The sequence below is a fragment of the Nocardia sp. KT25-26 genome (genome assembly GCF_056627695.1).
The window spans coordinates 3,192,910-3,212,995 of the sequence record NZ_CM152813.1 but is presented as its reverse complement, the minus strand read 5'-3'; the positions used below and the strand labels follow the sequence as shown (position 1 = coordinate 3,212,995).

Below are 20,086 nucleotides of genomic sequence, written 5' to 3'. Positions count from 1 at the left end.
AGGACACCATGGCCAAGTACCTGCTGCTCAAGCACTACCGGGGTGCCCCGGCGTCGATCAACGACGTGCCGATGGACAAGTGGACACCCGAGGAAGTCGCCGCACATGTGCAGTACATGCAGGATTTCGCGAAGCGCCTGGAGCAAACGGGCGAGTTCGTCGACACCCGGGCCCTCGCACCGGAGGGCACCTTCGTCCGCTACGACGGCGAAGGCAAGCCCCCGGTGACCGACGGCCCGTTCGCCGAAACCAAGGACCTGATCGCCGGCTGGATGGTGATCGACGTCGACAGCTACGACCGGGCACTGGAGCTGGCCGGTGAGCTGTCCGCCGCCCCAGGTGCAGGCGGGAAGCCGATCCACGAATGGCTCGAGCTGCGCCCACTACTCACCGCGCCGCCGACGATCAGCGAATGAGCGTGCTGGACGAAGTCCTGTTGCGCACCCTCACACCCAGGGTGATCGGCATCCTCTGCCGCCGTGGCGGCGAGTTCGCGGCGGCAGAGGATGCCGTGCAGGAGGGCCTGATCGAGGCGCTGCGGGTATGGCCGGACGAGACGCCGAGCGACCCGCAGGGCTGGCTGGTCACCGTGGCCTGGCGGAAGTACCTGGACGCCGCCCGGTCGGAATCGGCCCGCCGGCAGCGTGAGGTGCGGGTCGATGCCGAACCCGCACCGGGCCCGGGACCGACGGTGGACGACACCCTCCAGCTCTATTTCCTGTGTGCACATCCCGCGTTGTCCCCGGCGTCCGCCGTCGCGCTCACCCTGCGTGCCGTCGGCGGCCTCACCACCCGACAGATCGCCGACGCCTATCTTGTCCCGGAGGCCACCATGGCCCAGCGGATCAGCCGGGCCAAACGGACCGTATCGCAGCAACGTTTCGACCGGCCGGGCGATCTCGGCCGGGTACTGCGGGTGCTGTACCTGGTGTTCAACGAGGGATACTCCGGCGATGTCGATCTCGCTGCCGAGGCGATCCGGCTGGCCGGCCAGCTCGTCTCCCGGACCGACGACGAAGAGGCAGCGGGCCTGCTGGCGCTCATGCTGCTGCACCATGCCCGGCGGGCGGCCCGCACCCGTCCGGACGGCAGCCTGGTCCCCCTCGCCGAACAGGACCGCAGCCGATGGGATACCCGCATGATCGCCGAGGGCGTGCGCATCCTCCAGACCGCGCTCGCGCGCGACCGGCTCGGTGAATACCAGGCACAAGCCGCCGTCGCCGCCCTGCACGCCGATGCCCGCACCGCTGCGGAGACCGATTGGGTGCAGATCGTCGAATGGTACGACGAACTCGTCCGGCTCACCGACAGCCCGGTGGTGCGCCTCAACCGGGCGGTGGCGGTCGGCGAGGCCGATGGCGCACCGGCCGGTCTCGCCGCGCTGGCGGAACTCGATCCTCGGCTCCCCCGGTACACCGCCGTCGCAGCCCACCTCCACGAACGCAACGGGGATCCGGCGACCGCGGCACGCCTCTACGCCGAGGCCGCCCGGCAGGCGCCCAGCCTCGCCGAACGCGATCACCTGGTGCGCCACGCCGCCCGGCTCAACACCGAGCAGCGGTCAGGCCAGCTCCGGGACCCGTAGGTGGGCCAGGGCAAGCTCGAATTCCCGCACGTCCAGGGCTTCGACTCCGGTCTGCCGCGCCGCGTCGACCCGCAGCGCCGCCGACTGCTCGCGGTTCGCCCGCATCGCTTCGGCACTGTCGTAGGTGGTGCAGGACACGGCCCGCCCGGACTTCCGGTTGACCATCAGGCTGGCGCTGCAGAACCCGTCCAGTTCCTCGATCGCCGGCAAGGTCGCGACCTTGTAGATCTCGACGGCCGAGTCGATCCGGCTGGGGTCGGTCTTCACCCAGGTCACCCGCGCACACGCACCGTCACTCGCATGGTGGGCGCGATGCAGGCAGGCGATCTCCCATTCCTCCAGCTGTGCACCACCACCGAACACCGCGAGCGCACGGTCCCGTAGCGGTCCGACGAGTTCCATGCTGTCGTGCATCTCGCCCTCGGACTCCCAGGCACTGGTGGCGATGCAGTGACCGGTGGACCGATCGACCAGGAGCGACAGCCCGGTACATCCGGGTATCTCCCGCAGCGCGGGCAACACCACATCGCGAACATGCGCAATCCCGGCGTCGATAGCGGAGGGTTGCGCCTGAATAGTGGTAGATCGCGCGAACACGATCCACCCCCTCTCTGCTCGGGGCAGCGCCCGGTGGCGCCACCGGTGCCTCTTACCCTGCTCCCCCGCCGGCGCAGTGGCAAGGGGCGCGACATCGCCGGGCTGCCGCGCCCCTTCCGGGTGCCGGGGTCGCTTCATGATGCCGGTTCTACGACGTGGCGACCGACAGCCGGCGCCCGGCCAACCCTCGCGGCCGCGAAGTGAGCCGTTCGGTGACGGCGCGAAACGCCGCAGCGGCAGCGGTCGGCTCCCCGGCCAGGACGATCGGGGTCCCGGCGTCGCCCGTCGCGCCCACGGCCGGGTCGAAGGGGATACGCCCCAGCACCGGACAGGGCCTGCCCAGGGCGGCGCCGAGCCGGTCACCGACGATGTCACCGCCACCGCTGCCGAACGGGGTCAGATGGACTCCCTCGGGGGTGTCGAACCCGGACATGTTCTCCAGCACACCCACCACCCGTTGCCCGGTCTTGACTGCGACGAGCCCGGCCCGTTCGGCAATTGCCGCGGCGGTGCGCTGCGGCGTGGTCACCACCAGGAGCTCTGCGGTGGGGACGAGCTGGGCGAGCGAGATGGCGATGTCACCGGTTCCGGGCGGCAGGTCGATCAGGAGGACATCGAGATCTCCCCAGTAGACGTCGGCCAGGAACTGGTGCAGGGCCCGATGCAGCATCGGGCCACGCCACACCACCGGTTCGTTGCCGTCGACGAACATCGCAATGGACATGAGCTTCACCCCGTGCGCGGCTGGCGGCATCAGCATCCGTTCCACCTGGGTGGGTCCGGCTGTGCAGCCGAGCATGGCCGGAATCGAATGCCCGTGGATGTCGGCGTCCAGCACCCCCACCCGGAGCCCCTGGTCGGCCATCGCGACGGCGAGATTCACCGTGACGCTGGACTTCCCGACACCACCTTTTCCGGAGGCGATGCAGTACACCCGGGTGAGCGACTCCGGCTGTGCAAAGGGGATCGCCGGTTCGTCACCACGGAGACGCTGCCGCAGTTCGGTGCGTTGAGCATCCGACATGACACCGAACTCGACGGCGACACCGGAAACTCCGGGAACGGCCCGCACTGCCGAGCAGACGTCGTCTCGGATCCGCTCACGTAGCGGACAAGCACCGACGGTGAGCAGGACGGCCACGGTCACGGTGTGCGCGGAGTCGATATCGATCCGCTCGACCATGCCCAGTTCGGTGATCGGTCGCTGAATTTCGGGGTCGTGGACAGAGTTCAGTGCCTCCGTGACGTGGGCACGCTCGAGCTGGGACGGTGCAGCATCGGACACCATGGGTCTCCTTCGATCGTGGTTCACCTGGGGTCGAGCGATCCGCAGGCGCGGAGCATGTCTTCGCGATCGACCACCTTGACCCGTTCCCGGCCCTCCGCTTCGCCCAACGACCTCTCGTAGGCGTCGAGGCGGTACCAGTCGGACCATGTGGTGTAGGACACTCCCTGGCGGGACAGGAAGGCGGTGACGGCATCTGGTTCCGGCTCGGCAGCCGGAACCAGATCCGCCATATCGGCGAGCAGACAGGCGACGGTCTCGTTGGCGTCTCCCTTGGTGTGCCCGATGAGACCGACCGGACCACGCTTGATCCATCCCGTCACGTAGACGCCGGGCAGGTGGTGGCCCGATTCCCCGGCGGGGGCGGTGGTGACCACCCGTCCAGCTTCGTGGGGAATCGTGCCGGTGCCTTCGTCGAAGGGCAGCAGGGGCAGGCGTTCCGAGCGGTAGCCGACCGCCCGGTAGACGGCCTGCACGTCCCAATCGGTGGTTCTCCCGGTCGGGCTGCAGTTGCCGCTGCCGTCCAGTGCGGTTCGTTCGGTCCGCAGGCCCGTGACCGCGCCGTCCTCGCCGAGCACCTCGATCGGATTCTCGAAGAAGTGCAGGTGGAGCCGATGCGGCCGATCGGTACGGTCCCGGATGGCCCACTGCTCCAGGGTGGTGCAGATCATGTCGACCTGTTTGGAGTTCCGGCGCGCCGCGGCCGATCCTGCGTCGTACTCGATATCCGCCGGGTCGACGATCACCTCGACATTCGGGGAATGGTCGAGCTCGCGCAGTTCCAACGGCGTGAATTTGGCCTGGGCGGGTCCGCGGCGCCCGAAGACGTGTACTTCGACCGCCTGATTGTCCTGCAGTCCGGAGTGGACATTCGGCGGGATCTCGGTGGGCAGCAATTCGTCGGCGGTCTTGGCCAGGACCCTCGCCACATCCAGCGCGACATTGCCGACGCCGAGCACGGCGACCTGTTTCGCATGCAAAGGCCAGGTGCGGGCCGCATCCGGATGTCCGTCGTACCAGGATACGAAATCGGCTGCCCCGAAGGAGCCCATGAGCCCGATGCCCGGGATATCCAGCGCCCGGTCGGCGGCGGCGCCGGTCGCGATGATCACTGCGTCGTAGAACCGGCGCAGCTCGGCCATCGACAGATCCGTTCCGTACCCGACGTTGCCGAGCCACCGCACGTCCGGTTTGTCCAGCACCTTGTGCAGTGCGGTGACGATCCCTTTGATCCGCGGATGATCGGGGGCGACGCCGTACCGGATGAGCCCAAAGGGTGCAGGCATGCGTTCCAGCAGGTCGATGCTCACGCTGGTACCGGATTTCATCAGCGCATCGGCGGCGTAGATTCCCGCCGGCCCGGACCCGATGATCGCGACCCGGAGGGCACGGTCCACGGTATTCATCGGCGGAACTCCGCCACGAATTCGGTGTCCACCCCGAGATCACCGACATTGGCTGCGCCGCCGGGTGATCCGAGTGGTGCAGGACGGCCCGGAAGCGGCTCGTCGAAGAATTTCGCGTTCTCGGCCACGAACTCCTCCTGCCCCTCGGGTACATCGTCGGCGATGTGGATGGCCTCGACCGGGCATACCGGCTCGCAGGCACCGCAGTCGACACATTCGGTGGGATGGATATAGGCCATCCGGCCGCCGGTGTAGATGCAGTCGACCGGGCATTCGGTCACGCATGCCCGGTCCATCACGTCGACGCAGGCTTCGCCGATCACGAATGTCATGAGTCTTCTCCTCTGCTGTTGTCGGTGGCGAGTTCCGGGACCGGCTCGGAGTTCTCCCCGAGCGCGGCCAGGATCTCGTATCGCAGCCGGGCGAACTCGGGTTCGAACCGGGCACCGGGGCTACGCGGATCGGCGATGGTGACGATGCGCCGGATGCCGGCCGGACGCGGGCTCAGCAACACGATCCGGTCGGCCAGCAACAAGGCCTCGTCGACATCGTGGGTGACGAACAGCACCGTGGTGCGGTGGCGTTGCCACACCGAGATCAGCAACTGCTGCATATCCGTTCGGGTCTGGGCATCCAACGCTCCGAACGGTTCGTCCATCAGCATCACCCGGGGCTCGGCAGCCAGTGTCCGGGCGAGTTGTACCCGCTGGCGCATCCCACCGGACAGCCGACCCGGCAGATGGTCCTCGAATCCGTGCAAGCCCACCTGCTTCAGCAGGTCGTCCGCGACGGCCCGTCGCTCCCCTCGCTTCACACCCCGCAGCGACAGGGCGAACTCGACGTTGCGGCGGGTGTTTCGCCACGGCAGCAACGCATCCTCCTGGAACACCATGGCGCACTGCCTGCCGGACGAACCGATCGGCTCGCCGTCCACCTCGGCCCCGCCCGCCGCCATCGGCAGCAGTCCGGCCAGCGCCCGCAGCACGGTCGACTTGCCGCACCCCGATGGCCCGAGCAGGACCACCACTTCCCCCGCCGCGACCCGGAGGTCGAGCCGCGCCGCCGGTCCGTCGGGGTAATCGACCTGCATGTCCCGGATATCTACTGTGGCGCCGGAAGTTTCGAGTGTGCTCATCGCGCTTCACCCGGCAGCCATCGGTTCACACGCCGTCCGATCAGTTCCACTGCCCAGGCGGTTCCGAATCCCAGTACGCCGATGGTCAGCATTCCGGTGACCACACCCGCGTAGTCCAGCAGCGAGTACGACATCCAGGTCCAGTAACCGACCCCGAATTGCCCGGAGATCATCTCGGCGCTGATCACACAGATCCAGGCCACGCCCATACTCACCGACAGCCCGGAGAAGATGGCCGGCATCGCACCGGGCAGGACCACGTGGACCAGCACCTGCCACCGGGAGGCGCCGAGGGTGCGCGCCGCATCCGTCCACACGGTCGGCATGGCTTTCATGGCGTGCACGACGGCCACGGTCACCGGGAAGAAAGCCGCGAAAAAGGTGATGAACACGATCCCCTGCTCACTGGTGGGAAACAGCAGGATGGCGATCGGCACCAGCGCGATCGCCGGAATCGGCCGGGCCACCTCGATCAGCGGCCGGATCAGCGCGGCCGCGACCTTCGACCTGCCGACGGCGATGCCGACGAGCACGCCCACGGACGCGGCGATGGCGAAACCGGACAGGATCCGGCGCAGGCTCGCCACGATGTGCTCGTAGAACACCCCGCTGGCGAGCTGGGCCTGCAATGCTGTGGCCACATCTCCGGGACCGGGGATCTTGTCGAATCGCAGCCAGGCGATGACATCGTTCGCCGTCAGTAGGTACCAGACCAGTACCACGAATCCGACCGGCAGCACCGGTAGCAGGCGTCTCAGCACACTGCGGAAGGCTCGCGGCAGCGCGCGACGGGCCTGGCGGGCAGCCGGTTCGGCCGGCAGCGCGACACCGGGAAGCGGATAGGTTTCGGTCGTTGTCATGACTGCACCTCCGTCAGGGCCGTGGCGTAGTCCAGTAGCACCGAGTCCGGATGGTCGCGCACATATCGTTGCGCGCCGTCGACCGAGCCGAACGGCAGCATCACGGAGTCCGGCGCGGCGGAATCGTCGTACACCCAGGTCGCCGCGTGCCCGAAGATCCTGGTCCCCGACTCCGTGTCCGGCACGTACAGGGCACGGAATTCCCCACCCTGCGCCACCAGCCGCAGTAGGCAGGTCGGCGTCGCGGCGACCCGGGTCGTGTCGGAGTCCGCCGGCCACGCTTCCGAGGCCGTGGCCGGATCCGAGACATCGACATCGCAGACCGCGTCGTGCCCGGTCAGGGTCGCCGGATTCGACAGTGCTGCGGCCGCCTGCTCGTAGTCGGCGCCGTAGATCTCCCGGAGCGGCGCAGTGTCGACGAACGATTCGACATCGAGCTCTTCCAATGCGCCGAGGTCTTTCAGGAACGGCAGCCCGGTCTCGACGGCACCGATCAGTTCGTCCTTGATCGTCGGGTCGAAGGTGACGACGCCGTTCGGCCCGTTGTACAGGTAGACCACTTCGGGCGGAATTCCCGTTGCCTCGGCCACCTGCTGCGCCGCTCGGAGTGGGTTCTCGTACAGGTACTCGGTCGCCTCCCGCTGCGCGGTCAGGAATGCCTGCAGGACTTCCGGATGGGCGTTCGTGTACTGCTCGTTCGCCACGACACCGTGAAAGGTGGGCACCCCGGTGTTCCCGTCGTGCAGCAGCCGGCCGGCGCCGGAGAAGATGACGCGCTGCGGGAACGGGACGAACTGCGCCAACGCGGCCACCTGCCCGGATTCCAGGGCGGTCACCCCGACCGGAGGATCCTGACCGAGTACCTGGACATCGTCGGGTGACATCCCGGCGGAGTCCAGTGCACTCACCAGATTGCCGTGCGCAGTCGAACCGAGGCTCGTCGACACGACCTCCCCGCGCAGATCGGACAGCGTCTCCGCGTCCGAGGTTTCCGGGACCACGATCTGGTTGAGGGTGCCGAGCAGGTTGTAGCCGGTGGTCGAGACCCAGCGGGTCTTCACGTCCCCGAGCTGAGCCGTCTTTGCCCCGTTCACCGACAGCGGGTAGTCGCCCATCGACCCGATATGTACTTTGCCCGCGATCATCTCGGCGGTCAGAGGCGGGCCGGAAGCGAAATCGTGCCAGGACACCCGGTAGGTCTTTCCCTCGGCGGCGCCGATCGCCGCCAGTTCCTCTTCCAGCAGGCCGAGTTCACGCATCAGGGTTCCGGCCGTCACCGTGTTGATGGTTTTCGACTGGTAGCCGATGGCCACCTCCACGGTGTCGCCGTCCGATTCACCGCCGGCGCCGCATCCGGCGGCCGCGAGGGCTACCGCGAAGGTCGCGGCGGCGAGTGTTTTCGATTTCATCGTGCACCTCTCGATGGCTGCCGGCGTCAGCGCAGCAGCAGTGGGATGTCGACGGTCACCGCGTCCACGGGGCACCGCGCGGCGCAGGGGCCGCAGTACCAGCACTCGTCGACGTGCATGTACGCCTTGCCGGTATCGGGATGGATCGCCAGGGAATCCAGCGGGCACATGTCGACACACAGGGTGCAGCCGACGATGCATTTCGATTCGTCGATCGTGACCGGGACGTCGACACGGTTTTCGGCCTGAGCCATCAGTTGTCCTTTCGAGCGTTGGTGATTCCGATGCGGGCGACGGCCCGGACGTCGGCGTCCGGGTCCTCGAGTGCCGCATGCAGGGCTGTGGTGATCTCGGGTCGTTCGGCGATGTGCTCCGCCAGGCCTCGGACGACGGCTTTGCGAACGTCCAGGTTGTCGTCTCCGATGGCCGGAATGAGGTGTTGCACCGCGAATTCCGAATCGACGACGGCGAGTGCAATTGCGGCGCCCTGGCGGACCTGCCACGCCGGGTCACCGAGCGCGGCGGCCGCCATGGCCGCGGGCTCGGTGCCGCACCCGGTGGCGGCGAGACCGGTCAGTGCGGCGGCCCGGACCAACGGGTCCGGATCACCGATCAGCCGGGTCAGCGTGGCCGCACCCCGTGGATCGCCGACGGCCGCGATGCCTTTGGCCGCTGCGATCCGCACTCGTGGTTCCGCGTCGGCGGCCGCCGTATCGAGTTCGGGCAGTGCGTCCACCGAGGTCAGTCCGGCGACGACGGCCCGGCGGACGTCGGGATCCGAATCGTCGAACCAACCGAACAGTTCGGCGGCGGTGGTTCTGCGATGCCGCCACAACGCCTCGATCGCGGCCGCTCGCACCGAGGGTTCGGGTGCGGCGGCGCCGGCGCGCAGCGCGGACTCGAATTCGGGTCCCGGGACCAGCACCTCGACCAGTTCGGTGAGCAGGCCCACCGCAGTGTCGCGCACCGCGGCAGCAGAATCGGCCAGCGCGACGGCGAAGACCGGCGCGGATTCGGTCCACTCCTCCGTGGTCTCACTGAGCACCGACAACGCGGTCCGCCGCACTTCGGCATCCGGGTCGGTCAGGAAGGGCCGCAGTTCGTCCAGGTCGGGGCATTCCTCGGCGAGCTCCATCAGCTCGAGCAGGCGGACGCTCATCGAGACACCCCCGATACTGCGGAGGGCTGCCGATCCGCGGCCCGGTGCTCCTCCCACCCGGAGCCGGGCGGCTCCGGCGCCGGTTCGTCGGCTACGCCGTCCGGCCGGTCGAAGCCGGGGACCGGCACGATGTACGGTGCGACCGGCCTGGTCCGGAAGAGCATCTCACCGGTCTCGCCACGGAACAGGTTGAGATGACAGAACCAGTCGGCATCGTCGGCATCCGGATGGTCGGCCCGCTGATGGTAGAGGCCCCAGCGGCTTTCGGTACGCCGCAGCGAGGCCCGGGCGGCCATCTCGGCGCAGTCCCGGATGAAGGTGACTTCGGCGCAGCGCATCAGCTCGTGCGGGGTCCGCCCGCCCATCCGGTCGATCTCGCCGCGCATCCGCTCGAACGCCTCCACACCGAGAGTCAGATAGCTCTGTGTCTTCGGTGGCTGCAGGTAGTCGTTCACGAACCGGCGCAACTTGTACTCGACCTGTTGCTGGGGCGGACCGTCGGGATGGCGGAGCGGGCGGTACACGAGGTCGTGCGCGGCTTCGATCTGGTCGGCCGGTAGCGGTAGCCGGTCCGTGGCGCGCGCATATCCGGCGGCTTGTTCCCCGGCGATATCGCCGTAGACGAAGGCGCCGATCATATAGTTGTGCGGGACCAGCGCCATATCACCGGCCGCGTACAGTCCGGGCACCGTGGTCGCCGCGTTTTCGTCGACCCAGACGCCGGAGGCCGAATGGCCGCTGCACAACCCGACTTCCGAGATGTGCATTTCGATATCGCGCGTCCGGTAGTCGGTTCCGCGGCCGGCGTGGAACGTACCCCGCGTGGGCCGCTCGGTGGTGTGCAGGATGCCCTCGATCTCGCCGATCGTCGCGTCCGGAAGGTGACTGAGTTTGAGGTAGATCGGCCCCCTGGCGCTGTCCAGTTCCCGTTTGACCTCGGCCATCATCCGGCCCGACCAGTAGTCGACATCGACGAACCGGTTACCTTCGGCATTGACCTGGTAGCCGCCGAACGGATTGGCAACATACGCGCAGGCCGGGCCGTTGTAGTCCTTGATCAGCGGATTGATCTGGAAACATTCGATCCCGGACAGTTCGGCTCCGGCGTGATATGCCATTGCGTAGCCGTCTCCGGCATTGGTCGGATTCTCGTAGGTGCCGTACAGGTACCCGCTCGCCGGCAGCCCCAACCGGCCGCAGGCACCGGTCGCGAGAATCACCGCGCCGGCCGAGACGGTGACGAACTCGCCGGTCCGCGTGTCGAACCCGGCGGCGCCGACCGCCACACCGCCCCGGGTGAGCACTCGGACCGGCATCACCCGGTTGTCGATGGTGACCTTGGCACGGACATCCCGGGCCCGGAGGGTGCGATACAGCACCTTCTTCACATCGCGCCCTTCCGGCATCGGCAGTACGTAGCTGCCGGACCGGTGCACTTTGCGCACGGCGTATTCGCCGTGTTCGTCCTTCTCGAATTTGACCCCGTACGCCTCCAGGCGCTGCACCATCTCGAACCCGCGGGTCGCGGTCTGATATACGGTGCGCTGATTGACGATGCCGTCGTTGGCGACAGTGATGTCGGCGACGTAGTCCTCCGGGGTGGCCTTACCCGGTACGACAGCGTTGTTCACCCCGTCCATTCCCATGGCCAGCGCCCCGGAATGCCGTACGTGCGCCTTTTCCAAGAGCAGAACATTCGCACCGTTGCGGGCAGCCGTGAGCGCTGCCATGGTTCCGGCGGTTCCGCCGCCGACGATCAACACGTCACAGCTGAGCTCGCGGCGCGGGGCCAGGGGTGGGATTTCCATCGTCATAGTGCTTCGGCTCCTTCGGTCGGTGTGGTCCGGTGCTGGTCCGGCGTCACCGGAACGCGATTCAACAGGCCGGACAGCGAGAATCGGTCGCCACGAAATCTGAGGTATTCCAGATCGACCGGACGGCCGGAATCGGCATAGGTGAGCCGCTCCAGCAGTAGTAGTGGTGACCCGGGTCGCACGGCGAGCAGTCCCGCGACGGTCGGATCGGCGGCCACCGCCTCGATGGAGACCGCGGCGGACTCCAGCGGCAACCCCAGCTCGGACTCGACGAGGCGGAACACATCGCATCCGGCCAGGTCCATCTCGAGCAGCGGCGCGCCGATATCTGCGGCAAGATAGCTCGCATCCAGGGACAGTGGAACGCCGTCCAGACATCGGATGCGTTCCAGCGAGACCACCGGCGCACGCGGCTGCAGTTCCAGTCGCTCGGCAACGATCGGGGTGGCCGGTACCACCTCGGCCAACAGCACCTGGTTGACGATTCGACCGCTGCCGGTCTCGAAAGTCTCGGCCAGGCCGCGCAACCGGTCCAGTCCCTGAACGGCCTTTTCGGCGACCACGAAGGTCCCGGCACCCGGGACTCGATCGACGAGGCCTTCGTCACGGAGCAGCGCGAGGGCATCACGAACCGCGTTCCGGCTGACGCCGAAATCGGCGGTGAGCTGCGCTTCGGACGGCAGTGGGCGGGTGCCGTAGACCCCGCTGCGGATGCGGGCCCGCAGAATGTCCCTGATGCGGCGGGCGGGTGCGCTGCGCCGCCCGGCGCTGGTTCCGGGTGTTGCGGCCCGGTGCCGCATGATCGTTCTGGCTGTCATGCGGCTAGATGGTGGAAACCGTTCGTTACGGTCGGCGTGTTCTGCAATTACCGGTTGGTTACGCCAGTCTCCGACCGGTTCACAACGCGACTACCTCACGATATGTGGTATCGCTATTACATTTCGCCGTGTCGGCGACACCGACGAATCTACGCATTTCACACCACTCGGGGTCACGACGCGCCGTGTGCTTCGGGTGGCTTCCGTCCGCCACGCCTCGGCAGTAGCATCCACGCGCCACCGTCGAGAGCATTCACCGTTCCCCATGCCCGCCGGGCTCGGTCACCCGTGCCCGGCGGCGCACCGCACCGCTGGGCGTCGCTCAACGACGGCCGCGTACCCGCAGGTCGCGCGCCAGGTGATCGCGCTGTTCGAGAACCAGCCGGCGCAGCGCGCCCGGCGCACCCGGATGCGCCCCGAGCCAGGCATCGACAAGGTCGAGTGACTCGGTGGCGGGGAACAGGCCGACCACGATCCGGCGCGCGATCTCGATGCTTCGCTGTTCCCACACCCCGGTCAGACGCCGGAAGTACTCGGTGTCGTACGGGGCGAGGAGGTCGCGGCGCCGACCGGCCCGGAATCCGGTGATGACGGCGTCCAGGTGGTCGTTGGTCAAGGCGGTGTCGTCAAGGGCCGCCACCCACGCTTCGGCCTTGACCTCGGCGGTCGGCCGGGCGGCGAGCGCGCGCAACCGGGCGGTGCGTCCGGAGGCGGTGTCGTCGCGGTCGAGTTCGGCATCCAGGTCGGCGGCGGTGGCGGCACCGGTTGCGGCGACCGCGGTCCACAGCGCCCAACGCAGGTCGGGGTCCAAGGCCAGGCCTTCCGGGGCGGCCACCCGGCCGTCCAGTATCGCCCGGATGTCGGCAGCGCGCCGGCCCTCGACTGTGGCCGCGTTCGCTGTCGCCCGCGCCCAGGCCAGTTGGGCACCGGAGCCCGCCTCGGCGGCGGACATGGCCGTCCAGCATGCGTCCAGCCAGTCGGCGCGCCACCGCTGCTGCACCGCATCGGACAGGTAGTGACCGATGGCGAACGACGCGTTCGCGAGGACGGCAGTGAGCAGCGCCGTATTCGTTTCGGCCGGTGCGAAATCGCGCGCCATCGTCAGGTACTGCTGCGGGTCGAGCTCGCCGTCGCGCACCGCATTCCACAGGGCCGACCAGATCAGCCCCCGTGCCAGGGGGTCCGTGACCCGGTCCAGGGAACGCGCCACGGTGGTCAGCGATTCCGCGTCCAGGCGGACCTTTGCGTAGGTGAGGTCGCCGTCGTTGAGCAGCCGCAGCGGCGCGGGCGGTAGCTCGACCGGGGTGCGTTCGGCAACGAGGTCCAGTTCCACTCGGTCGCGGCACACCAGGTCGCCGGTGGTGTCGAAATCGTAGAGTCCGACGGCCAGCCGATGCGGACGCGGATCGGTCTGCACGATCGCGCCGTCTTCGAGCGTCAGCGTGGACATTCCGGATGTCTGCAGCCACGCCTTCGCCCAGCGCGCCAGATCGCGGCCGGATTCGGCGGACAATTCGGTGAGCAGGTCGGCCAGGGTGGTGTTGCCGAACGCATTCGCCCGGAAGTAGCGGCGCGCGCCGGCGAAGAACGCCTCCCGGCCGACGTAGGCGACCAGCTGTTTCAGCACCGCGGCGCCCTTGGCGTAGGTGATGCCGTCGAAATTGAGCTTGGCGGCCTCGAGATCGACGATGTCGGCGACGATCGGGTGCGTCGTCGGCAGCTGGTCCTGCGAATAGGCCCAGGCCTTGCGTCGGTTGGCGAAGGCCACCCACGCGTCGGTCCATTCGGTGGCCTCACTGCTCGCGAGCGCACCCATGTAGTCGGCGAAGGACTCCTTGAGCCACAGATCGTCCCACCACGCCATCGTGACCAGGTCGCCGAACCACATGTGCGCCATCTCGTGCAGGATCGTATTGGCCCGGCCTTCGTACTGGGCGGCAGTCGCGGCGCCGCGGAAGAGATAGGACTCGGTGAAGGTGACCAGGCCGGGATTCTCCATGGCACCCAGGTTGTATTCGGGAACGAACACCTGGTCGTATTTGCCCCACGGGTACGGGTAGTCGAATTGTTCGGCGAAGAAGTCCAGGCCCTGTGTGGTCACCTCGAAGAGGGTGTCCGAGTCCAGGTACCGGGCCAGTGAGGCGCGGCACATGATTGCCAGTGGCACCGTGAGATCGTCCCGCGACCACGAGGATTCGACCCGGTGGTACGGCCCCGCAGCGACCGCCGTGATGTAGGTGGATATCGGCAGCGTCGGCGCGAATTCCACCGTCCGGCGACCGTCGGACGTCTCGGTTCGCGCGGCCGACTGATTCGAGGCCACCTGCCAATCGGACGGCGCGGTGACGGTAAAGGTGAACGGCGCCTTCATATCCGGCTGTTCGAAGCAGGCGAAGACCCGCCGCGCGTCCGCCGGCTCGTACTGGGTGTACAGATAGGTAGCACCGTCGGCCGGATCGGAGAACCGATGCAAGCCTTCCCCGGAGCGGCTGTATGCGCCCGTCGCCCGGACGACGACCACGTTCGACTCCATCAGGCCACCGATTTCGATCCGGGCGCCGTCGTATTCGACCGGCACGTCCCGCCCGTTCACGCGCACCGACTCGACGGAGGGGCCGATGAAGTCGAGCCAGGTCCGGTCGACGCTCGCGGCGAACTCGACCGTCGTGGTCGTCGCGAACCCGGCCTCTCCCCGGTCGGGCGCCCCCGACAGGTCGAGTTCGACTCGATAGGCACGGACCTCGACCGCAGCAGATCGCGCAGTGGTCTCGGAACGGGTCAAATTTGCGGAGTTCACCCCTCGATCCTGCAACACCCTGCCGGAAGGACCAGCGGGTAGGATGGTCTTGCGGGGATTTGCCCGCACTCACCGCCGTGGTCTCGTCGTACCCGGCGAAAACGTCAGGGACCGTCATGCGGTCCGGTCAGGAGCGTCGTGATGACGCTACAACACGAGCCGATGCTGGTGGAGCACCAGGTCCGCTTCGCTCTGCGTGGCGCCGAACCTCCCGGCTCAGGGCAGCCGCGGCCACCGCGCGCACACCGACCCGGAGCTGTGGACGGAGCCTGGTGGCCACGCACGAACACCCTGGTCGCCGAAGCCGCCGATCTCGAGGCATTGCTGGCCGGGCGCGCCACCGAATCATGTACAACCTGGACTCCTGGTCGCCCGCACCGAGGCGCACAACCATCGGCGGGCGTTCGGTTCACCTGGACGGGTACCGACATCTGCCCGGTCATACGCTCTGTGTGGTGGGGCTCGACGGTGCCCGCTTCGTACTGCTGGTCATTCCCCCGGAAACCAGGGAAGTCACCGCCCGAACATTGCTTCGGGCCGCAGCCCGGCAGGGCAATGTGCTCACCTCCGACGAACTCATCGCCGCAGACATCCGCATCGGGCTCGATCACATCCAGAACGCAGCCGCGTTGCGCCGCTGGGACGACGACGGCGGCCACAGCGCGGTGGAACCTACGCGAGGCAGGACATGACACAGAATCCGAAACATAGCCGGGGTGGTGGCACCGACCGTGGTCTCGGCCGGTTCGAGCCAACCGCAGATGGTGGACAACCGTTCCTCGCACCGACCCGCACTCCACGACTGCTACTGAGTGACCGGGAACCGGGTGCCCGCGATGTCGACGGCGTGTGGTGGCCGAGAACCGACAACCTCACCGCAGAACTGCACGACCTGGTCAGTGCCCTCACCACGCGACTCGGCGAGACCACCCGGATCAGCTTCGACTGGAATCGTCTCAGCCGGTCGCAACGGAACATCGACGCTCCCGACGGGATCGACGTCACCGGGGCGCTTCCGGACCAACCGCCCCAGGTGATGTATGTATCAGGACCTCACGATCGGCGCCTCAGATTGCTGGTGATCGATCCCGACACCAGCACAGACCGAGCGCATGAACAGATGCGTTCGGCGGTCGGGGCCGCGGCCGACCGACTCTAGGCCGACTGCCGGTCCGGACCTATACGTCATTGATATCCGGTGGTAAGCCTCCCGGTGGTGGGGTTCCACTCGATCCAGCCGGTTCGGCGTAACGGGTTCCGATCGCGGCGGTAGGCCAGCAGCACCACAGTCAGGTCGATGCCCGCGGCCGAGCACACCCCGGAACCCATCTCCGGCCTCGGCGGCAACGAATTCCCTCGGTCCATCGACAGCACTGTTTCGAGCCTTCCGGGCGTATCGCACCCCCGGAGGCGCCGGAGGGGAGATCCACACCCATGGTCCATCGCACTCTTGCCCGCGCCGGGCGCCAGGTACTGGTCGGCGCACTACCGTTCGCCGTCGCCGCCACCATGGTGACCGCCGGTACCGCATCGGCGACCGCCGACGGCGAACAGCAGGCCCGGCTGGCCGAGGGCCTGTCGGCATCGTTCGCCGCCGACGGCGTCGGGTACCGGACCAGCGTGGCCCCCGACCTGAGCACGATCACGGCCGACATCGACAACGGCCGCTTCGTGCTCGCCGACGACGCGTCGAGCGTCACCGTGACGAAGGCCGACGGCACCCCGGTGCACCAGCTCCCGACGAGCCTGGCCACGGCCGGCGGCAACAGCATCGACCTCGCCCCGACCGTTGCCGACGACGGCCGCACCCTGACGATGACCCCCGAGGTCGGGCAGGCCGCCGAAGCAGAGTTGAAAGCCGTTGCCACGAATCCGGCGGCCCAGTACCCGAATCCGGCCCTCAACGGCGCCGCCATCGGCGCCGGGGTGGGCGCGGTCATCGGCGCTGTCGTCTGTATTCCGGCGATCACCACGATGATCCTGTATCTGCCCTGTGTGGCATTGGTCGGCGGCCCCAATGCGCTCATCGGCGCGGCCATCGGCGCTCTGGTCGGCGCCGTGGCGCCGCAGGTGATCCCGCAGGTCCTGCCCTGACCCGGCGATGCGGGGCCGGAGCACGATTCCGGCTCCGCACTGCCACTCGATCCGTTTCGGGTTCCCGGATCGACCACACCGGAGCATTAGAACGTGTTCTATATTCGAGGTAGACCGTACCGGCAACCCTCGGAGTTCACGACATGTACCAGTGGTCCGACGAAGACCTGATGTTCCGCGACGCACTGCGCGCCTTCATCGACAAGGAGATCCAGCCGCACATCGACGAGCTGGAAAGTGGTGCACTCCCCCCGTTCGAGATCATCCGCAAGCTGTACTCGACGTTCGGGCTGGACGAGCTGGCGCGCGACGGGCTGGCGAAGGCCCTCGCCCGCGAGGAGTCCGGAACGACCGAGAAGTCCGGCAACGGGTTCAGCGGGGCGGGCAGTATGGGGGTGATCCTCAACAGTGAGCTCGCCGGCGTCAGCCTCGGCCTGGTCGCCTCCCTGGGCGTCAGCCTGGGGCTCGCCGTCGGCACCATCCGCAGCCGGGGCACCCTCGCACAGAAGAAGCGCTGGTTGCCGGACCTGGTGACGATGGACAAGGTCGGCGCCTGGGCCATCACCGAACCCGACTCCGGCTCGGACGCCTTCGGCGGCATGAAGTCCTATGTCCGCCGCGACGGCGAAGACTACATCCTCAACGGCCGCAAGACGTTCATCACGAACGGCCCATACGCGGATGTGACCGTGGTCTACGCCAAGCTCGACGAGGGCGACGACACCGATCGCCGCGACCGCAAGGTGCTGACCTTCGTCCTGGACAAGGGCATGCCGGGATTCCTACAGAGCCCACCGTTCAAGAAGATGGGGATGAACTCCTCGCCCACCGGTGAACTGTTCTTCGACAATGTGCGGATCACCCCGGATCGGCTGCTCGGCGAGTCCGAGAACCCCGCCACCGGCGACGGTAAGGACAGCGCCCGGGAGTCGTTCGCTGCCGAACGGATCGGCATCGCCTCCCTCGCCCTCGGCATCATCAACGAATGCCACCGGCTGTGCATCGACTACGCGAAGTCCCGGAAGCTGTGGGGCAACGAGATCGGCCGGTTCCAGCTGATCCAGCTCAAGCTGGCCGAGATGGAGATCGCCCGCATCAACGTGCAGAACATGGTCTTCAATGCGATCGAGCGCACCGCGGCGGGCGAGAAGGTGTCCCTCGCCGAGGCCTCGGCGATGAAGCTCTACTCCTCCCGCGCCGCTACCGAGGTGGCCATGGAAGCGGTTCAGCTGTTCGGCGGCAATGGCTACATGGCCGAGTACAAGGTCGAGCAGCTGGCGCGCGACGCGAAGTCGCTGATGATCTACGCGGGCAGCAACGAAATCCAGGTCACCCACATCGCCAAGGGCCTGCTCGGGATGTAGGCGGGCCGCCGGCCGAGGTGGCCGCCGGTCACCACATCGGTGCCCGGGACCGATCTGGGCAAGGTCACAAACCCGGGCAGCCGACCATGTGGTGTACGCGCGGTACTGTGAGATCCGCCCCGCTCACCGCGCGGTGTTCGCCTGCAGACAGATCTGGAAGTTATTGATGAGTGCTACTGCCGACAAGCTCGCCGACCTGCGTAAGAAACTCGAGATCGCGCAGGAACCGGCCGGAGAGGCGGGAGCCGCCAAGAGAGCACGCAAAGGTATCCCGTCGGCTCGGCAGCGCATCGAAATGCTGATGGACCCGGGGACGTTCGTCGAGATCGGCGCCCTGGTGCGCAACCCCAGCGACAAGGACGCCCTCTACGGCGACGGCGTGGTCACCGGGCACGGCCTCGTCGACGGGCGGCCGGTCGCCGTGTTCTCGCACGACCAGACCGTGTACGGCGGCACCATCGGCGAGATGTTCGGCCGCAAGGTCGCCGCGATCATGGACCTGGCGGGCAAGATGGGCTGCCCGCTGGTCGGGATCAACGACTCCGGCGGCGCGCGGGTCCAGGAGGCGGTGACGTCGCTGCGCTGGTACGGCGAGCTGGCCACCAAGATGGAGCCGCTCTCGGGTGCGGTACCGATGGTGTCGCTGATCCTGGGCAACTGCGCGGCGGGTGCGGTGTATCAGCCGATCTGCACCGATGTCGTCGTCGCCACCCGCAGCGCGCACATGTTCGTGACCGGCCCCAAGGTCATCGAGGACGCGCTCGGCGAGAAGGTCGACATGGAGGAGCTGGGTGGCGCCTACAACCAGGCCGCCTACGGCAATATCCACCACGTCGCCGAGGACGAGGCGGCCGCGTTCGCCTGGGTCCGCAACTACCTGAGCTACCTGCCCTCCAGCTCCACGGAACTGCCGCCGGTGATCAACCCGGGGCTGGAACCGGAGGTCACCGACTCCGATCTGAGCCTGAACAGCCTCGTCCCGGATTCGGACAACGCGATCTACGATATGCACGATGTGCTGCTGCGGATCTTCGACGACGGCGAATTCCACGAGATCGGTGCATCGGCGACCCACAACCTGATCACCGGCTTCGCCCGCGTCGACGGCCGCCCGGTGGGCGTCGTCGCCAATCAGCCGACCGTCCTCGCCGGCGCGCTGGACGCCAAGGCCAGCGACAAGGCCGCGCACTTCATCCACATCTGCAATGCCTTCGAGATTCCACTCGTGCTCGTGGTGGACACCCCCGGCTTCCTGCCGGGCGTGGAACAGGAGAAGGCCGGCGTCATCAAGCGCGGCGGCCGGTTCCTGTTCGCCTACGTGGAGGCAACGGTCCCCAAGGTCACCGTGGTGATCCGCAAGGCGTACGGCGGCGGCTGGGCCGTGATGGGCGCCAAGGCCCTCGGCTGCGACACCTACCTCGCCTGGCCGACCGCCCGGATCGCCGTGATGGGCGCCGAGAGCGCCGTCGGCCTCACCCAGCGCAAGGTGCTCGACGCCGCCCCCGAGGACCAGCGCGAAACGATTCGCCGGCAGATGATCGACTTCTACAACGCCACCATCGCCACCCCGTGGATCGCCGCGGAACGCGGCTACATCGATGCGGTGATCGAGCCGTCCGCCACCCGTCTGGAACTCCGCCGTGCCCTGCACCTGCTGCGGGACAAGAAGGTCGTCCGGTATCCGCGGAAGCACCACCTGCTGCCGCTCTGAGCGCTGCCCGGCGCCCGCCGCACGCTCCCGTCGCGCCGATACGCGCAAGCCA

16 protein-coding genes and 2 pseudogenes are annotated in these 20,086 nt (G+C 67.8%); 7 read left to right on the top strand and 11 right to left on the bottom strand.

Features of this window, described 5'->3' with window-relative positions:
- The first annotated feature begins 8 nt into the window (after window positions 1-8).
- On the top strand, window positions 9-416 hold the full coding sequence (locus tag AC1HFH_RS14585) for a YciI family protein (RefSeq protein ID WP_480243315.1): 408 nt from the start codon (window positions 9-11) through the stop codon (window positions 414-416).
- A gap of 5 nt (window positions 417-421) precedes the next feature.
- Window positions 422-1,585 carry an RNA polymerase sigma factor gene (locus tag AC1HFH_RS14580; RefSeq protein WP_480247852.1) on the top strand — a complete coding sequence of 388 codons (1,164 nt, stop codon included), beginning with the start codon at window positions 422-424 and terminating at the stop codon, window positions 1,583-1,585.
- Here AC1HFH_RS14580 and AC1HFH_RS14575 read toward each other — a convergent pair.
- The 11 genes and pseudogenes from AC1HFH_RS14575 to pepN all read right to left on the bottom strand — a co-directional run bounded on the left by AC1HFH_RS14575 (window position 1,562) and on the right by pepN (window position 14,865).
- A complete protein-coding gene (locus tag AC1HFH_RS14575) occupies window positions 1,562-2,182 on the bottom strand; it encodes a hypothetical protein (RefSeq protein WP_480243314.1) in 621 nt (206 codons plus the stop codon). The two genes, AC1HFH_RS14580 and AC1HFH_RS14575, sit on opposite strands and share 24 nt — an antisense overlap.
- Window positions 2,183-2,330: 148 nt before the next feature.
- Window positions 2,331-3,470, bottom strand: coding sequence for an Mrp/NBP35 family ATP-binding protein (locus tag AC1HFH_RS14570; RefSeq protein ID WP_480243313.1), 1,140 nt, complete (start codon window positions 3,468-3,470; stop codon window positions 2,331-2,333).
- Between the two features lie 20 nt (window positions 3,471-3,490).
- Window positions 3,491-4,873 (bottom strand): FAD-dependent oxidoreductase, encoded by a 1,383-nt coding sequence (locus tag AC1HFH_RS14565; protein WP_480243312.1) that lies wholly within the window; start codon window positions 4,871-4,873, stop codon window positions 3,491-3,493.
- The gene (fdxA, locus tag AC1HFH_RS14560) at window positions 4,870-5,205 is read right to left on the bottom strand and encodes a ferredoxin (RefSeq protein WP_480243311.1); all 336 of its coding nucleotides are present in this window, start codon (window positions 5,203-5,205) and stop codon (window positions 4,870-4,872) included. The genes AC1HFH_RS14565 and fdxA overlap by 4 nt, the downstream gene beginning before the upstream one ends.
- A complete protein-coding gene (locus AC1HFH_RS14555) occupies window positions 5,202-6,008 on the bottom strand; it encodes an ABC transporter ATP-binding protein (RefSeq protein ID WP_480243310.1) in 807 nt (268 codons plus the stop codon). Before AC1HFH_RS14555 ends, fdxA begins: the two co-directional genes overlap by 4 nt.
- A complete protein-coding gene (locus AC1HFH_RS14550) occupies window positions 6,005-6,868 on the bottom strand; it encodes an ABC transporter permease (protein ID WP_480243309.1) in 864 nt (287 codons plus the stop codon). Before AC1HFH_RS14550 ends, AC1HFH_RS14555 begins: the two co-directional genes overlap by 4 nt.
- Complete coding sequence (locus AC1HFH_RS14545) at window positions 6,865-8,277, bottom strand: ABC transporter substrate-binding protein (RefSeq protein WP_480243308.1); 1,413 nt, start codon at window positions 8,275-8,277, stop codon at window positions 6,865-6,867. The genes AC1HFH_RS14550 and AC1HFH_RS14545 overlap by 4 nt, the downstream gene beginning before the upstream one ends.
- A gap of 26 nt (window positions 8,278-8,303) precedes the next feature.
- Window positions 8,304-8,531: a 4Fe-4S dicluster domain-containing protein gene (locus AC1HFH_RS14540; protein ID WP_480243307.1), complete on the bottom strand. Its 228-nt coding sequence runs from the start codon at window positions 8,529-8,531 to the stop codon at window positions 8,304-8,306.
- A pseudogene (locus AC1HFH_RS14535) lies at window positions 8,531-11,244 on the bottom strand (fumarate reductase/succinate dehydrogenase flavoprotein subunit). Before AC1HFH_RS14535 ends, AC1HFH_RS14540 begins: the two are co-directional and overlap by 1 nt.
- A gap of 2 nt (window positions 11,245-11,246) precedes the next feature.
- Window positions 11,247-12,068, bottom strand: a complete 822-nt coding sequence (locus AC1HFH_RS14530) for a GntR family transcriptional regulator (protein ID WP_480243306.1) — start codon at window positions 12,066-12,068, stop codon at window positions 11,247-11,249.
- 322 nt (window positions 12,069-12,390) lie between these two features.
- The gene (gene pepN, locus AC1HFH_RS14525; RefSeq protein ID WP_480243305.1) at window positions 12,391-14,865 is read right to left on the bottom strand and encodes an aminopeptidase N; all 2,475 of its coding nucleotides are present in this window, start codon (window positions 14,863-14,865) and stop codon (window positions 12,391-12,393) included.
- A gap of 141 nt (window positions 14,866-15,006) precedes the next feature.
- Here pepN and AC1HFH_RS14520 point away from each other — a divergent pair.
- From AC1HFH_RS14520 to AC1HFH_RS14500, 5 genes and pseudogenes are all read left to right on the top strand, one after another.
- Window positions 15,007-15,557: pseudogene (locus AC1HFH_RS14520) on the top strand (DUF5994 family protein).
- Window positions 15,554-16,024, top strand: coding sequence for a DUF5994 family protein (locus AC1HFH_RS14515; RefSeq protein ID WP_480243304.1), 471 nt, complete (start codon window positions 15,554-15,556; stop codon window positions 16,022-16,024). The pseudogene AC1HFH_RS14520 and the gene AC1HFH_RS14515 overlap by 4 nt, the downstream one beginning before the upstream one ends.
- Before the next feature lie 275 nt (window positions 16,025-16,299).
- Complete coding sequence (locus tag AC1HFH_RS14510; protein WP_480243303.1) at window positions 16,300-16,959, top strand: DUF8020 domain-containing protein; 660 nt, start codon at window positions 16,300-16,302, stop codon at window positions 16,957-16,959.
- A 143-nt stretch (window positions 16,960-17,102) separates the two neighbouring features.
- Complete coding sequence (locus AC1HFH_RS14505; RefSeq protein ID WP_480243302.1) at window positions 17,103-18,323, top strand: acyl-CoA dehydrogenase family protein; 1,221 nt, start codon at window positions 17,103-17,105, stop codon at window positions 18,321-18,323.
- A gap of 166 nt (window positions 18,324-18,489) precedes the next feature.
- Entirely contained in the window at window positions 18,490-20,034 is a 1,545-nt protein-coding gene (locus tag AC1HFH_RS14500; RefSeq protein WP_480243301.1) for an acyl-CoA carboxylase subunit beta, read from the top strand.
- The last annotated feature ends 52 nt before the right edge of the window (window positions 20,035-20,086 follow it).

What these genes read in the sequence shown, in the direction of transcription:
- AC1HFH_RS14585 (WP_480243315.1), top strand. Translation starts at nt 9, where the DNA reads ATGGCCAAGTACCTGCTGCTCAAGCACTACCGGGGTGCCCCGGCGTCG.
- AC1HFH_RS14570 (WP_480243313.1), bottom strand. Translation starts at nt 3,470, where the DNA reads ATGGTGTCCGATGCTGCACCGTCCCAGCTCGAGCGTGCCCACGTCACG.
- AC1HFH_RS14565 (WP_480243312.1), bottom strand. Translation starts at nt 4,873, where the DNA reads ATGAATACCGTGGACCGTGCCCTCCGGGTCGCGATCATCGGGTCCGGG.
- fdxA (WP_480243311.1), bottom strand. Translation starts at nt 5,205, where the DNA reads ATGACATTCGTGATCGGCGAAGCCTGCGTCGACGTGATGGACCGGGCA.
- AC1HFH_RS14555 (WP_480243310.1), bottom strand. Translation starts at nt 6,008, where the DNA reads ATGAGCACACTCGAAACTTCCGGCGCCACAGTAGATATCCGGGACATG.
- AC1HFH_RS14550 (WP_480243309.1), bottom strand. Translation starts at nt 6,868, where the DNA reads ATGACAACGACCGAAACCTATCCGCTTCCCGGTGTCGCGCTGCCGGCC.
- AC1HFH_RS14545 (WP_480243308.1), bottom strand. Translation starts at nt 8,277, where the DNA reads ATGAAATCGAAAACACTCGCCGCCGCGACCTTCGCGGTAGCCCTCGCG.
- AC1HFH_RS14540 (WP_480243307.1), bottom strand. Translation starts at nt 8,531, where the DNA reads ATGGCTCAGGCCGAAAACCGTGTCGACGTCCCGGTCACGATCGACGAA.
- AC1HFH_RS14530 (WP_480243306.1), bottom strand. Translation starts at nt 12,068, where the DNA reads ATGACAGCCAGAACGATCATGCGGCACCGGGCCGCAACACCCGGAACC.
- AC1HFH_RS14515 (WP_480243304.1), top strand. Translation starts at nt 15,554, where the DNA reads ATGACACAGAATCCGAAACATAGCCGGGGTGGTGGCACCGACCGTGGT.
- AC1HFH_RS14510 (WP_480243303.1), top strand. Translation starts at nt 16,300, where the DNA reads ATGGTCCATCGCACTCTTGCCCGCGCCGGGCGCCAGGTACTGGTCGGC.
- AC1HFH_RS14505 (WP_480243302.1), top strand. Translation starts at nt 17,103, where the DNA reads ATGTACCAGTGGTCCGACGAAGACCTGATGTTCCGCGACGCACTGCGC.
- AC1HFH_RS14500 (WP_480243301.1), top strand. Translation starts at nt 18,490, where the DNA reads ATGAGTGCTACTGCCGACAAGCTCGCCGACCTGCGTAAGAAACTCGAG.